This is a genomic window from bacterium, assembly GCA_026129405.1.
GTDB lineage: Bacteria > Desulfobacterota > Binatia > DP-6 > DP-6 > JAHCID01.
The window spans coordinates 591,723-606,622 of sequence record JAHCID010000002.1; the positions used below are offsets into that span (position 1 = coordinate 591,723).

Genomic DNA, 14,900 nt, shown 5'->3' on the forward strand with positions numbered 1-14,900 from the left:
CAGACGCCCGTCATGCTGACGCTCCACCAGGGCAATCGCCTCGAGGTGCTGGTCGACCGCCTCGCCGCGGTGCTGGCCGTCCCGCCCGACGACCCGCTCGCGCCCGAGCACGTCGTCGTCCAGAACGCCGGCATGGCGCGCTGGCTGTCGCTCGAGCTGGCGCGGCGGCACGGGGTGTGCGCGCACGTGCGCTTCGCCTTCCCGGCGGCGTTCCTCTGGGAGATGTGGCGGCGCGTGCTGCCGGACGTGCCCGCCCGCTCGCCGCTCGAGCCCGCGGTGGCGACGTGGCGGCTCTTCGGGCTCCTCGGCGGGCTCGAGCGCGACGCGACCTTCGCGCCGCTGCACGCCTGGATGGGCGACGACCCGGACGGCACGCGTCGCTTCGCGCTCGCCGGGCGGCTGGCGGAGCTCTACGACCAGTACGTCGTCTATCGGCCCGACTGGATGCGCGACTGGGAGGGCGGCGCCGACGCGCGCTGGCAGGCGGTGCTCTGGCGCCGGCTCGTGGCCGGAACCGACGGACGGCACGGCGCGCGGCTGGCGCAGGAGTTTCTCGCGGCCATGGCCGGCGCCGCCGCGGGCGACGCGCTGCCGGCCCGCGTCGCGCTGTTCGGCGTTCCGACCATGCCGCCGGCGCAGGTGCAGGCGTTCGCGGCGCTCGGGGCGCGGAGCGACGTCCACTGCTTCGTCCTGAACCCGTCGCGGGAGCACTGGGCCCACGTACTCTCGGCGCGCGCCATCGCCCATCTCGGCGGCGACGCCGAGGCGGAGCATCGCGAGAGCGGCAACGCGCTGCTCGCGTCGCTCGGGCAGCAGGGACGCGACGTCATCGACGAGCTGCAGACCCATGCGCCGCTGGACGACGACTGCTGGCGGGAGCCGGGCGAGGCGACGCTGCTCGAGGCCGTGCAGATGGACGTCCTGGAGCTGCGCGAGCGGCCCTGGGACGGGGGCGCGCGCACGCCCGTCGCCGCCGCCGACGACTCGATCCGCCTGCATGCCTGCCACGCGCCGATGCGCGAGGTCGAGGTGCTGCACGACCGCTTGCTCGCGCTCTTCGACGCCCACCCGGAGCTGTGCCCCGCCGACGTCGTGGTGATGACCCCCGACGTCGGCACCTACGCACCCTGCATCGAGGCGGTGTTCGGCACGGCGCCGCCCGAGCGCTGGATCCCGTTCTCCATCGCCGACCGCAGCGTGCGCGCGGAGAGCCCGCTGATCGAGGCGTTCCTGCGCCTCGTCGACCTGCCGGATGGCCGCTGGGACGCCACCGGCCTGCTCGCGCTGCTCGACGTCCCGGCGCTGCGCCGGCGCTTCGGGCTGGACGAGGCCGATCTGCCGCAGGTCCAGCGCTGGGTGCGCGAGGCCGGCATCCGCTGGGGCATCGACGCGGCCGGGCGCGCGCAGCTGGGGCTGCCGCCGACGGCCGAGCACACCTGGCGTTTCGGGCTCGATCGGCTGCTGCTCGGCTGGGCGTTGCCGGGCCGCAACCGCCGGCTCGACGGCGACGTCCTGCCCCTCGACGAGATCGAGGGCTCCGCCGCTCGCGCCCTCGGCGGCCTCGCCGCGTTCGCGGACGCCGCCTTCGGGCTCGACGCCCGCCTGCGTGCCCCGCGGCCGCCGGCGGCGTGGGCGGCCGAGCTGCTCGCGCTGCTGGACGACTTCTTCGCGCCCGGTGCGGACGACGACGAGGCCGTCGCCGCGGCTCGCGACGCCTGTGCCGCGTTCGCCGAGGCCGCGCAGGCGGCGGGCGCCGACGCGCCCGTGTCGCGCGCGCTGGTGCGTGCCGAGCTCCAGCGCGCGCTCGAGCAGAGCCGGCCGCGCGGGCGCTTCCTCACCGGCGGCGTCACGGTCTGCGCGATGGTGCCGATGCGCAGCATCCCGTTCCCGGTCGTGTGCCTGCTCGGGCTCGACATCGGCAGCTTCCCGCGCACGCGGCGGGCGCCGGGCTTCGACCTCATGGCCGACGACCATCGCCGCGGGGATCGCTCGCGTCGGGCCGACGATCGCTGGCTGTTCCTCGAAGCGATCCTGTCCGCGCGGCGCTGTCTCCATCTCAGCTGGGTCGGACGCGGCATCCGCGACAACGCCGAGATCCCACCCTCGGTCGTCGTGAGCGAGCTGCTCGAGGTCCTCGAGCGCGGCTTCGCGCCCACCGCGCCCGGCTGCCGCACGCTGCGCGAGCAGGTCGTCGTCGAGCATCCGCTGCAGCCGTTCAGCCGCCGCTACTTCGGCGGCGACGACGCGCGCCTGGCGAGCTACTCGACCGAGCTGTGCGAGGCCAGCCGTACGCTGCGGACGACGGCGCGCGCGTCGGGCCCGCTGCTCGAGGCGCCCTTGCCGGCGCCGCCGGCGGAGGACGTCGGGCTCGATCGGCTGGTCGACTTCCTCGCCCATCCGACGCGGGACTTCCTGCGCGAGCGGCTGCGGCTGCGGGTCGCGGGCGACGACGCCGGTCTCGACGACCGCGAGCCGTTCGGCCTCGACGGCCTCGGCGCCTGGACCGCCCGCACCGAGCTGCTCGCGCTCCGCCGCGACGGCGTCGATCCCGACGCCGCCGAGCGGCTGCTGCGCGCGCGCGGGATGCTGCCGCACGGGGAGATGGGCCGGGCGGCGTTCCGGGGCGCGGCCCGCGAGGTGGAGGCGTTCCACCGCCGCCTCGAGGACGCCGGCGCGGTCGGCGCCGGCGTGTCCGTGCCCGTCGCCCACGCGCTCGCCGACGGCACGCGTCTCGCGGGCATCGTTCCCGGCGTGTTCGCCGGCGGCCTGATCGAGTGGCGCATGGGCGGCCTGCGCGCGCGCGATCTGCTCGGCCTCTGGGTGCGCCACCTGGCGCTGCAGGCGGACGGCAAGGGCGGCGCGCGCAGCCTGTGGCTCGGCGGCTCGCGCGACGTCGAGGCCGTCGTGCTCCACCGCGTCGCGCATCCCGGCGCGCTGCTCGCGGAGCTGGTCGCGCTCTACCGGCGCGGGCGGTGCGAGCTGCTGCGGCTCTTCCCCGAGAGCGCATACGCCTACCAGGAGCAGCTGCCGAGGGGCGAGCGGCAGGCGTGGTGGGCGGCGGTCGAGTGCTGGGAGGGCAACGAGTATCGGCCGGGAGCAGGCGAGTCCGAGAACGCGTGGAACGTGCTCGCGTGGCGCGACACCGATCCGCTGGACGCGGAGTTCAGCGCGCTGGCGCGCCGGGTGTTCGAGCCGCTGCTCGCGGCCATGAAGGGGACCGCGGCGTGAGCGCCGCCGAGTCGCCGTTCGATCCGCTCGCGGTCGCGCTCGAGGGGCAGACCGTCGTCGAGGCCAGCGCCGGCACGGGCAAGACCTACACGCTCGGCCAGCTCTACCTGCGCCTCGTTCTCGAGCGCGGGTTGGCGCCGAAGGACATCCTCGTCGTCACCTACACGGTGGCCGCCACCGAGGATCTGCGTCGCAAGCTGCGCGAGCGTCTGGTCGCCGCCCAGCCGGTGCTGGCGGGCGACGCCGAGCCCGATCCGTTCCTCGCCGGCCTCCTCGCGCGCCTCCCCGATCGGGCCGCGGCCGCGGCGGCGCTGGCGCGCGCGCTGACCACGCTCGACGAAGCGGCCATCCACACGATCCACGGCTTCTGCCAGCGCATCCTCGCCGACCACGCCTTCGAGAGCGGGCAGCCGTTCGACGGCGACATCCTGCCCGACGAAGCCGAGCTCGTGCAGGAGGTGGTCGACGACCACTGGCGCCGGGCGGTGGCGGAGGCGTCGCCGCCGTTCGCGGACTACCTGCTCGAGAAGCGCGAAGGCCCCGATCGCCTGCTGGAGCACCTCGGCGCGCATCTCGGCCGGACCGACGTGCGGGTCCTGGCGCCCGAGGTGCCGGCGCCGGCCGCCGAGGTCGAGGCGCGCCATGCGGCGGCCTGGCGCGACGCGCGTGCCCTCTGGCTGGCGGAGCGCGCGACCATCGAGGCGCGCCTCGTCGCGGCCGTGCAGACGAAGCAGCTGAGCGGCGTGCGCTACAAGCTCGGGTCGCTGCCCGGCTGGTTCGAGCTCGTGAACGGCTACTTCGCGTCCGAGACCCCACGCATCGCCGCGCTGGCGCCGCTCGACAAGCTGCGCGCCGACCGCCTGCGCGAGGGCAGGAACAAGAGCGGCACGCCGCCGGCGCATGCGTTCTTCGACGTCGTCGAGACGCTCGAGACCGCCGGCGCCCAGCTGCGCGATGGCTACGAGGCCCGGCGGCTGGCGCTGCGGCGCGCGCTGCTCGAGGCGGCGCCCGAGGCGCTGGCGCAGCGCAAGCGCCGGCGCGGCCTCCTCTCCTACGACGACCTCCTGCGCCGGGTGGCGGCGGCGCTCGACGCGCCCGGCGGCGCGGCGCTCGCCGCCACGGTGCGGCGGCGCTGGCGGGCGGCGCTGGTCGACGAATTCCAGGACACCGACCCGGTGCAGTACGCGATCCTCCGCCGCGTCTGGGGCGACGGCGGCGGGCCGCTCGTGCTCGTCGGCGATCCGAAGCAGGCGATCTACGCGTTCCGCGGCGCCGATCTCTACGCCTATCTGCGCGCCCGCGCCGAGGCCACGGCGCGCTGGCCGCTCGACCGCAACTGGCGCTCGGATGCGCCGCTGCTCGCCGCGGTCAACGCGATCTTCCGTCGCGCCGAGCGGCCGTTCCTGCTCGACGACGTGGAGTTCCGCGCGGCGCAGCCCGCCGATCGCGGCGACCGCAAGCGCCTCGTCGTCCCGGACGACGCCGCGCCGTTCACGGTCTGGTTCCTCGGCCGCGAGCCCGGCGGTCCGAAGGTGGTCCCGAAGCCGCAGGCGCGCCTGCGTGCCGCCGCCGCGACCGCGGCCGAGATCGCTCGCCTGCTGCGCGCCGCCGCCGCCGGTACGGCGACGTACGACGGACGGCCGCTCGCCGGCGGCGACGTCGCCGTCCTCGTGCGCACGCATCGCGAGGGACGGCTGGTGCGCGACGCGCTGCTCGGTCTCGGCATCCCGAGCGTCCAGCACGCGCAGGACAGCGTGCTCGCCTCGCGCGAGGCGCGCGAGCTCGAGCTGGTGCTGCGTGCCGCCGCGGACCCCGGCGCCGAGGGCGCCGTGCGGGCGGCGCTCGCCACCGAGATGCTGGGGCGGTCGGGCGCCGAGCTGGAGCGCGTCGCCGGCGACGAGGCGGCGTGGTCGACGATCCTGCTGCGCTTCCAGGGCTGGCGGCAGCGGTGGCGCGAGAAGGGCTTCGTACAGATGTTCCGCGCGCTGCTCGCCGACGAGCAGGTGGCGCCGCGCCTGCTCGCGTTCGGCGACGGCGAGCGGCGCCTCACCAACGTCCTCCACCTCGGCGAGCTGCTCCAGGAGGCCGCGAGCACGCGACCGGGCGGGCCCGAGGCGCTGGTCGCCTGGATGGCGGAGCGGCGTGCCGGCGGGCGGGTCGAGAGCGACGAGCACCAGCTGCGCCTCGAGAGCGACGAGCATCTCGTCCGCATCGTCACCATCCACAAGAGCAAGGGCCTCGAGTATCCGATCGTCTTCTGCCCGTTCGTGTGGGACGGCCGGCTGATGAGCGACCAGCTGCCGGACGTCGTGCACCACGACGCCGAGCGCCGGCGCTGCCTCTCGCTCGGCGTGAAGCGGGGCAACGACGACCCGGCGCGCGAAGCCGCGCGCACCGAGGAGCTGGCCGAGCGGCTGCGGCTCCTCTACGTCGCGCTCACGCGCGCCGAGCACCGCTGCACCATCGTGTGGGGCGGCGCCGGCGACGCGGGGTTCTCGGCGCTGGCCTGGCTGCTCGGCGATCCGGCGCGCGACGACGACAAGGTCGCCGCCCGCGCCTCCGCCTTCCGCGAGCGGTCCGACGCCGATCTGCGCGCGGATCTCGATCGGCTCGTGCGCGCCTCGGACGGCGCGATCCGCGTCGTGCCGCTGCCCGACGGCCGCGGCGAGCGCCTGCCGAGCGACGCCGTCGACGCGGCGGCGCTCGCCCCCCGCCGCCTGGTGCGTCCGGTGCCGGCGTCGTGGGCGATCACGAGCTTCACCACCCTGGCCGCCGGCCGGCGCGACGAAGGCCCCGACCACGACGCCGACCCCGGCGCCGTCGTCGCGCCGGCGCCGCCGGACGTGTTCCCGCCCGGCGCGGCGGCGGGCCGGTGCCTGCACGGCGTGCTGGAGCACCTCGTGCCCGAGACGGCGGGAGCCGACGCCCGGCGCGCCGTCGTTCGCCGGCAGCTGCAAGCGCACGGCTTCGCGCCGGCATGGGAGGACGCGGTGCTCGGCCTCGCCGAACGCGCGCTGGCGACGCCGCTCGACGCCGCCGGGCGGGTGCGCGTCGGCGGCGTACCGGCGCGCGAGCGGCTGGCGGAGCTGGAGTTCACCTACCGGCTCGGCCGCTTCGACGTCGGCGGCCTGCGTGCGCTGCTGCGCGCCCATCCCCTGGGCGGCGGCGCCTTCGACGAGGCGGCGCGCGGGCTGCGCTTCGACGCCGTCGCGGGCTTCCTGCGCGGCTACGTCGATCTCCTGTTCCGTGCCGACGGCCGCTGGTGGCTGCTCGACTGGAAGTCGAACTGGCTCGGGCCGTCGCCCGACGACTACACGCCCGCGCGCCTCGCCGGGGTGATGGCGCGCGAGGCCTACTGGCTCCAATACCTCGTCTACGCCGTCGTCGCGCGGCGCTTCCTCGCGCGGCGCGTGCCCGGATTCGACTGGGAGCGCGACTTCGGCGGCGTCTTCTACGTCTTCCTGCGCGGCCTCGAGCCGGCGCGTGGGGCGGCGTGCGGCGTGTTCCACGATCGCCCGTCGGCGGCGTTGGTCGAGGCGCTCGACGCCTGGATGGGCGGCGCATGAGCGCGGTGCTGGACGCCCTCGCCGCCGCGGGCGTGATCGACGCCCTCGACGTCCACTTCGCGCGGCTGCTCGATCGTCGCGCCGTCGTGGGGGGGGAGCCGCTCCTCCTCGCCGCCGCGCTCGCGAGCCGGCGCACGGGCGACGGCCACGTCTGCCTCGAGCTGTCGACCGTGGCCGGCCGCCCGCTCGCACCCGACGGACCGACGCCGCCGCCCCTCGCGACTTGGACGGCGGCGCTGCATGCGAGCGGCGTCGTCGGCCGTCCGGGCGAGGCGCGGCCGCTCGTGCTCGACGCGGCCGACCGGCTCTACCTGTGGCGCTACTGGGACTACGAGCAGCGGGTGGCGCGCGGCCTGCGCGCCCGCGCCGTCGAGCTGCCGACCGCGCCGGCCGACGCGGCCGTCGCCCGCGACCTGGCGGCGCTCTTCCGCCGCCGGCCGGCGTCGCGCCGCCCGACTGGCAGCGCGTGGCGGCGGCCACGGCCGTCCTGCGCGGCCTCTGCGTCATCTCCGGCGGGCCCGGCACCGGCAAGACGTCGACCGTGGTGCGGCTGCTGGCGTTGCTCGCGCTGCACGCGGCGACGCCGCTGCGCATGGCGCTCGCGGCCCCCACCGGCAAGGCGGCGGCGCGCCTGCAGGAGGCGGTCGCGGCCGCCCGCGACGGCTTGCCGGTGCCGCCCGAGATCCTGGCCGCGCTGCCGGCGACCGCGTCAACCGTGCATCGGCTGCTCGGCCCGATCCCCGACTCGGTCTTCTTCCGTCATCACGCCGATAACCCGCTGCCGCACGACGTCGTCGTGGTCGACGAGGCGTCGATGGTCGACCTCGCGCTGATGGCGAAGCTGGTCGATGCGCTGCGGCCGGCCGCGCGTCTCGTGCTCCTCGGCGACAAGGACCAGCTCGCGTCGGTCGAGGCGGGGGCGGTGCTGGGCGACGTCTGCGGCCCCGTGCCGGGTCCGGCGGACGCACTGCGCGCACGCCTGGAGGCCCTCGCCGGCGCCCCCTTGCCGCCGAGCACGCCGTCGCGCTCGCCGCTGCGCGACTCGGTCGTCGTGCTGCGCCACAGCCATCGCTTCCCCGCCACGAGCGGCATCGGCCGCCTCGCCGCGACCGTCAACGCCGGCGACGCCGCCGGCGCGCTCGCGCTGCTGCGCACCGGCGCGGACGACGTCGCCTGGCGCGCCGTCGACGGCGTCGCGGGGCTGCGCGACGCGCTCGCCGGCGCGGCCGTCGAGGGATTCGTCCCGTATCTCGACCTCGTCCGTGCCGGGGCGCCGCGCGAGGCGATCGCCGCGGCGTTCGGTACGTTCCGCGTCCTGTGCGCGCACCGCGACGGCCCCGGGGGCGTCACCCTGCTGAACGCCGACGTCGAGGCGCGCCTCGCGGACCGCGGCATCGCCTCGCAACGCGGCCCCTGGTACGCGGGCCGCCCGATCATGGTGACGCGCAACGATCCCGCCCAGCATCTCTTCAACGGCGACGTCGGCGTGGCGCTGCCGGACGACGACGGCACGCTGCGCGTCTGGTTCCCGACGCCGCAGGGCCTGCGCCCCGTTTCCCCCGCCCGCCTGCCCGAGCACGAGACCGTCTGGGCCCTCACCGTCCACAAGAGCCAGGGCTCCGAGTTCGATCGCGTCCTCCTCGCGCTGCCCGCCGCCCCGTCGCGGGTGACGACGCGCGAGCTGCTCTATACGGCGATCACGCGGGCGCGGAGCCGGGTCGCGATCTGGGGCAGCGCCGCGGTGCTCGCCGCGGCGATCGAGCGGCGGCTCGAGCGGTCATCGGGCCTGCGCGACGCGCTGTGGGGCGCGTAGGCGCGTCCACTCGCCGTTCCCTCGCTGCATCAGCTTCGGCCAGACACGGGCAGGCTCGGTCGCGAAGACGATCTCGGCGGTCGCGGGCATGAGCGACCAGTCGCCGCGCGCGAGCTCGGTCTCGAGCTGGCCCGGCGCCCAGCCGGCATGCCCGGCGAAGGCCCGCAGGCGATCGGCGGGGACGTCGCTGGCGAGGGCCCGCTCGAACGCCACGCGGCTGGTCAGCATGCGGACGTCCGCGAACAGCGGCTCGGTGTCGGCGACGTTCTTCGGGTGGCGGATCAGCGTCAGCAGCGAGGTGGTCAGGATCGGGCCGCCGCGCCAGAGCCTGTCCCGGCGGTGTGTGACGTCGGGGAGGATCTTCGCGAGCGTGACGTCGAGCGGCTGGTTCACGATGACGCCCATCGAGCCGTCCTCGGCGTCGTGGGAGACGAGCAGCACGACGCTGCGGGCGAACGGCGGATCCTGGAGGCTCTGGGCGGCGACGAGCAGCTTGCCGCGGGCGGGGCGCTCGCTCTGCGGTCCGGTCGTGACGCGGCCGAGCCACGGATCGCCGCTCGCGACGGGCAGGGCGCTAAGGAGCAGCGCGAGTAGCAAGCTCGACGAGCCCACGAGCAAGCCATAGTGCCGCCGGCGCAGGCGCGCAATGCGGGTCGTGACGCCCGCCGGCCCGTCGCGACGGCGCTCAGGAGCTGACGCGCGTCTTCGCCTGGCGGATGTAGCGCTGGAGGTCCTCGCGATCGATCAGCGACATGACCTCGATGCGATTCCCCTCGAGCGGACGATAGATCAGGCGAACGTCGGTGGCGACGCGGATGCGGAAGCAGCCGGGCAGCCCCTCGAGCGGGATCGCGCGCAGGCTCGGGTGACGCCAGTCCTCGGCGAGCCGGTGGATCTTCTCGAACGCGTTGTGGACGATCTTGCGGTCCCAGCGGCGGATCGACTCGTAGAACTCGTCGGTGAAGATCGGCATGTACCAGCCCGGGCCGCCCGCGGCCGGCGCCTCCTCGGGACCGCCGCCGCTCGGGCGGGTCGACGCCGCCTGCTCGAGCGCGCGCAGCCGCGCCGTGGCGGTCTGCTCGGCGTCGCGTGCCTCGTCGACCTCGCCCTCGAGGCTGCGCACACGCCGCCGCACGGTCTCGAGCTCCTCGCGCAGGCGCTCGACCTCGCCGGCCGTGCCGCTGTGCAGGCGGCCGCGGAGCTGCTCGCGCTCCTCCTGGAGGCGGTCGCGCTCGGTGACGACGCGGGCCCGGGCGTCCTGCTCGGTGCGCAGGTCGCGCCGGGCGCCTGCGAGCGCCTGCTCGAGCTCCACGACGCGCTCGCGGACGGCGTCGAGCCGCTTCAGGGCGCGGGCCCGGCTGGTGCTCGCCTTCTTCGCCTCGCGCTCCTTCTCGCGCAGCAGCTCGGCGGTCGGGTCGGTGCTCTCGGCCGGCGCCGGCTGGGCGCCCGCTGCGCTCTCTTCCTGGCGCGCGCGCTCGTCGGCGGCGTCGAAGTCGGCGATGATCGTCTGCACGCAGCGGGCGGCGAGGGCGCCGTCGTCGCCGCCGGGCCCGGTGAGCAGCGCCCAGGCGAGATCGCGGGCGGGATCCTTCGACGCCAGCAGGAGATCCGTGACCGACTGGCTGCCGTCGGGGGCCGCGATCGCGCCGGCCAGCGGCGAGGCGCCGACCTCGCGCTCGAGCGTACGGTCGACCGCCGCGGCCACCTCGGTGTCGTTCTCGTAGTAGTCGACGAGGCTCCAGGCGAGGTCCCATACCGCCATGCCGTCGATGCGGGTGCCCGTCGGTGCGGTGCCGAGGCGGCCGACGAGCTTGCGCAGCGTCTTCACCGGCAGCGTCACGACGATGAACGTGGTGCGCTGGTCGGGCGTCAACGGCGTCAGGAGCGGCACGGGCGTATTCTAGCGCGGCGCGTTGGTTTGGCCAGATTGACGGGCCGTCAGCGCGCCCGCGGATCGGCCCGGCGCGACCGCCGCCGCAGCTCGAGCGCCGCCAGCACGACCCCGGCGAGGAGGAGGATCACGAGGACGGCATGGGGACGCTGCTCCGGCGCGGGCCCCGCGGGGTGAACCGCGACGCCGGCTGCGTCGGGCGGCGGCGTCCCGGACGGTGCGGCGGTCGGGCCGGCGGCGGGCGCGGCGGTGGCCGTCTCCGTGCGCGGCGGCGATCCCGCGGGCAGCGGATGCGCCGGCCGCGGGCCCCATTGCGTGCGGGCGAGGGCGGCCTTCGCGAGCGTCACGCCGTCGAGATCGAGGACCAGCAGGGCGCGGTCGGCCGGGCCCATGACCGGGCCGCGGCGGTAGCGGCGGGCGGCGCTGCGCACGACCGCGCGGTACTCGAGGTCGAGGAGCGCGCTGCTCGGCTTGGGCGCGTTCCGGGTTTCGGGGACGCCGGCGGCGAGCGCCTCCCAGGCGCGGCGCGCGGCGTCCTCCTGTCCGAGGGCGAGGCGGGCGCGCGCCGCGGCGTAGCGTGCGTCGTCGGCGAGGCGGGGATCGCCGGCGTTGGCGGCCAGGTCGAAGGCCGCCACGGCCCCCTCGTACTGGCCTGCCCACCAGCGCGCGTAGCCGGCGCCGAGGCGGGCGGCGTTGCGCACGGCGGGCATCACGTCGGGCGCGCCCGCGAGCCGCTCGAAGGCCGCCACCGCGGCGTCGGTGTTGCCGTCGCCGGCGTCGTCGAGTGCGAGCAGCAGGCGCGCGATGGCGCCGTTCGGCCCGGGATCGCCGAGGAGGCCGACGAGGTTGTCGCGTGTCCCCGCCGTCGCGCCGAGCTCGAGGGCGAGCGTCCCCAGGGCGAGGTCGGCGAGCTCTGAGAGCGGGCCGGCGTCGCGCTGGCGCAGCTCGCGGTAGGCACGGACGGCCGCGCGGGGATGGCCGGCGCGCAGCTCCGCGTCGGCCACCGCGACCAGATAGAGCTCGGGCAGCTGGTCGAGCGGCACCTTCATGATCGGATCGAGCGCGCTGCGGTTCGCGACCGGATCCTGCCCGTAGGCCGCGAGGGCCGCCTGCCACTCCGGCGGCACCGCGCCGTGGTCGCGCAGCGCCGCCGGCGCGCGCGCGGCGAGGCCGGCGACCAGGACCAGCGCGACGAGCGGTCGCCAGGGGACGGCGGGCACGTCCGCCAGCTTGGAGGCGCCGGCCCGGGGGGTCAAATCCGCGGGGGGACCTGGTTCGGGGCCTCGTCCGCCGCCCGCGCGGCTCTTGACCGCATCCGCGGCCGCCCGCAGGCTACGGCGGTGCTTCGCCTCGTCGCGCTGACGCTGTCCCTCGTCGCCGCCGTCGCCGTCGCCCAGGACGTGCCGAAACGCGGCCTCCGCCTCGCGCTGCCGGCCCTGCATGCCGAAGCCGATCCCGCCGGTGGGCGCATCGTCGACGCTCGGGGACGCGAGGTGATCCTCCGCGGCGTCAACGTCAACGCGCACGCGGACTACTGGCAGTACGGGACCTTCCCGACCGTGTTCCCGTTTCCGCCGGAGGACGCCGACCGCATCGCCGCGATCGGCTGGAACGTCGTGCGCCTCCTGGTGTCGTGGTCGCGCGTCGAGCCGGCGCCGGGCGAGTACGACGAGGCGTACCTGCGCGCGGTCGAGAAGACCATCAAGCTGCTCGCCAAGCACGGCGTCTACACCATCGTCGACCTGCACCAGGACGCCTGGGGGCCGAGCCTCGCCGCGCCGCCGGGCACGACGTGCACGCCGCCGTCCGCGCCCGCCTTCGGCTGGGACGGTGCGCCGGCGTGGGCGACGCTCGACGGCGGCGCGAGCCGCTGCTTCAACCTCCTGCGTGAGCTGAGCCCTGCGGTGATGGCGTCGTGGGCCGCGTTCCTCGCCGACGCGCCGGGACCGGGCGGCGTCGGCATCCGCAGCCGCTACGTCGCCATGCTGCATCACGTCGCGTGGCGCTTCGGCGGGCTCAAGTCGGTCGCGGGCTGGGACCTCACCAACGAGCCGAACGCCTTCACCGACGTGCAGATCGCGCAGCTGGCCGACCTCTACGCCGCAGCCGTGCCGGCGATCCGCGCGGGCGAGGCGGCGGCCAGGAAGGGCTTCCCGCACATCGTGTTCTTCGAGCCGAGCGCGGCCTGGTCCGACCTGGCCCTCGGCAATCCGCCGCCGTTCGCGCACGACGGCAACGTCGCCTTCGCGCCGCACATCTACCGCGGCGGCATCGGCGGCGGCACGATCCCGTACGGCGACTTCGCCCGCGCCCGCGCCGACGCCGCGACCCACGGCAACGTCCCCGTGCTGGTCGGCGAGTGGGGCGGCGACCCGCGCCGGGCCGCGGATCCGGCCGACGTCTACTTCCGCCAGCACCAGGCGTGGCAGGACGAGTTCCGCTTCTCGGCGACGCTGTGGACGTGGCGCGAGTCGTGCGGTGACCCGCACAAGGCCGGCGACGTGCGCGCCGGGCACGTGCCGTACGTGTGGGGCGAGTTCGAGGTCGACTGCACGACGAACACCGTGACCGGCGTGCGCCAGCCGCTGCTCGACCAGCTGACGCGCGGCTGGGTACGCGCGGCGCCCGGGCGGCTGACGGCCATGGCCTGGGATGCGCAGACGGGCGTCCTCGTCGCCTCGGGGACCGGGGCGCGGCGCAAGCGGCAGCTCGTGCTCTACTGGCCGGCCCGGCTGCACGGCGCGCCGAACGTGCGTGTCACGGGGCTGCGGCAGGTGAAGACGCGGCCCGCGTGGGGCGGGACGTTCGTCCTCGCCGCCGCGACGGGCGGCGACTGGTCCGTGCGTGCGGCGGCCGCCGGCACCGGGTCGCCGAGCGGCGCCTTCGTCGACGGCCGGTAGGCGCCGGCCGGCTCAGGCCAGCGCGTAGTCCTCTTCCGCCACGCGCGCCGTACGCGCGGCGTAGTCGCGCGTGTGCGACGACCAGTTCTGCGTGATGCGGCCGTCGGCGGTCTTGTACCAGGAGCGACAGCCGGGGTCGGCCCAGGTCGTCTGCGCGAGCGCCGCCTGGAGCTCACGGTTGAAGCGCGCCTGCGCCTCGGCCGTGACCTCGATCGCCGCGGCGCCGCGCGCGTCGAGCAGCTGCACCGCGCGCACCGCGTACTCGGCCTGGCGCTCGAGCATGAAGGTGATGGCGTTGTGGCCGAGGTTCGTGTTGGGGCCGTACAGCATGAACAGGTTGGGGAACCCGGCGGTGGTGATGCCGAAGTAGGCCTCGGGTGCGTCCTTCCATGCCTCCTGCAGACGACGACCGCCGCGACCCGCCACGTCGAGCGACCAGTGCCAGCCCGTCGTCTCGAAGCCGGTCGCCCAGACGAGGACGTCGCAGTCGTGCTGCGCGCCGTCGAGCGTGGCGATCCCCTGCGCGTTCAGCCCGGCGATGCGCGCCGTCACCAGCTCGACGTTCGCTCGCACGAGGGCGGGGTAGAAGTCGTCCGAGATCAGCACGCGCTTGCAGCCGATCGGATAGTCGGGCGTGAGCTTCGCGCGCAGCGCCGGATCGGGGATCTGGGTCTCCAGATGATTCAGCGCGACGCGCGTGTAGGCGGCGCGGCCGACGTCGGTGAAGCTGAACGCCTGCCAGAAGAGCTGATCCGCCATCTGGTAGATCTGCTCGCGGTGGCTCGCGGCCAGGTGCGGCGCCGTCATCAGCAGCGCCTTCTCCTCGTCGGAGATGGGCCGGTCCATGCGCGGGATGACCCAGTTGGGCGTGCGCTGGAAGACGGTCACGCGGGCCGCGACGCGGGCGATCTCGGGGATGATCTGTACGGCGCTCGCGGCCGAGCCGACGACGCCCACGCGCCTGCCGGCGAGATCGACGTCGTGGCGCCAGCGTGCGGAGTGGAACGACGGGCCGCGGAACGTGCCCTCGTAGGCGGGGATCACGGGGCGGTTCAGCTGGCCCAGCGCGGTGACCAGCACCGACGCCTCGTGCCGTGCGCCCGACGCCGTGCGCAGCTGCCACGTGGCGCGGCCCTCGTCCCACGCCGCCGACACCGTCTCCTCGCCGAGGCGCAGGTGCGGCCGCAGCCCGAAGTCGTCGGCGATCTGCTCGGTGTAGCGCTGGATCTCGCCGGCGCGTGGGTAGATGTGGCTCCAGCCGAGGCTCGGGGCGAACGACAGCTGGTACATCGCCACCGGCGTGTCGCAGGCGCAGCCGGGGTAGGTGTTCTCGCGCCAGGTGCCGCCGACGCGGTCGGCCTTCTCGAAGATGACGACGTCGTCGTAGCCCGCCTCACGCAGCTTGACGGCCGCGCACAGCCCCCCGAGACCCGCCCCGATGACCGCGATCGATCGTGACATGTGCGTCACTCTCTTCCCGTCCTCGCGCTGCGGTCAAGCCC

The 14,900-nt window shown here is 75.8% G+C and carries 7 protein-coding genes and 1 pseudogene; 4 read left to right on the plus strand and 4 right to left on the minus strand.

What is annotated here, in order from left to right:
• Positions 1-12: 12 nt before the first annotated feature.
• From recC to recD, 3 genes and pseudogenes are all read left to right on the plus strand, one after another.
• On the plus strand, positions 13-3,228 hold the full coding sequence (gene recC, locus KIT14_11075; protein ID MCW5891078.1) for an exodeoxyribonuclease V subunit gamma: 3,216 nt from the start codon (positions 13-15) through the stop codon (positions 3,226-3,228).
• On the plus strand, positions 3,225-6,794 hold the full coding sequence (gene recB, locus KIT14_11080; GenBank protein MCW5891079.1) for an exodeoxyribonuclease V subunit beta: 3,570 nt from the start codon (positions 3,225-3,227) through the stop codon (positions 6,792-6,794). The genes recC and recB overlap by 4 nt, the downstream gene beginning before the upstream one ends.
• Positions 6,791-8,607: pseudogene (recD, locus tag KIT14_11085) on the plus strand (exodeoxyribonuclease V subunit alpha). The gene recB and the pseudogene recD overlap by 4 nt, the downstream one beginning before the upstream one ends.
• Here recD and KIT14_11090 read toward each other — a convergent pair.
• The 3 genes from KIT14_11090 to KIT14_11100 all read right to left on the minus strand — a co-directional run bounded on the left by KIT14_11090 (position 8,572) and on the right by KIT14_11100 (position 11,718).
• Positions 8,572-9,204: a YqgE/AlgH family protein gene (locus KIT14_11090; protein MCW5891080.1), complete on the minus strand. Its 633-nt coding sequence runs from the start codon at positions 9,202-9,204 to the stop codon at positions 8,572-8,574. The pseudogene recD and the gene KIT14_11090 sit on opposite strands and share 36 nt — an antisense overlap.
• Positions 9,205-9,292: 88 nt before the next feature.
• A complete protein-coding gene (locus KIT14_11095) occupies positions 9,293-10,498 on the minus strand; it encodes a hypothetical protein (GenBank protein ID MCW5891081.1) in 1,206 nt (401 codons plus the stop codon).
• A 47-nt stretch (positions 10,499-10,545) separates the two neighbouring features.
• On the minus strand, positions 10,546-11,718 hold the full coding sequence (locus KIT14_11100) for a hypothetical protein (GenBank protein ID MCW5891082.1): 1,173 nt from the start codon (positions 11,716-11,718) through the stop codon (positions 10,546-10,548).
• Between the two features lie 120 nt (positions 11,719-11,838).
• Here KIT14_11100 and KIT14_11105 point away from each other — a divergent pair, with 120 nt between their 5' ends.
• Positions 11,839-13,398, plus strand: coding sequence for a cellulase family glycosylhydrolase (locus tag KIT14_11105; protein ID MCW5891083.1), 1,560 nt, complete (start codon positions 11,839-11,841; stop codon positions 13,396-13,398).
• A gap of 12 nt (positions 13,399-13,410) precedes the next feature.
• Here the strand turns inward: KIT14_11105 and KIT14_11110 are convergent, their stop codons facing one another.
• Entirely contained in the window at positions 13,411-14,859 is a 1,449-nt protein-coding gene (locus tag KIT14_11110; GenBank protein MCW5891084.1) for an NAD(P)/FAD-dependent oxidoreductase, read from the minus strand.
• Positions 14,860-14,900 lie beyond the last annotated feature (41 nt).

Bases quoted from the DNA above. Each gene is read 5' to 3' on its own strand.
- KIT14_11110 (MCW5891084.1), bottom strand. From the start codon at position 14,859: ATGTCACGATCGATCGCGGTCATCGGGGCGGGTCTCGGGGGGCTGTGC.
- recC (MCW5891078.1), top strand. From the start codon at position 13: ATGCTGACGCTCCACCAGGGCAATCGCCTCGAGGTGCTGGTCGACCGC.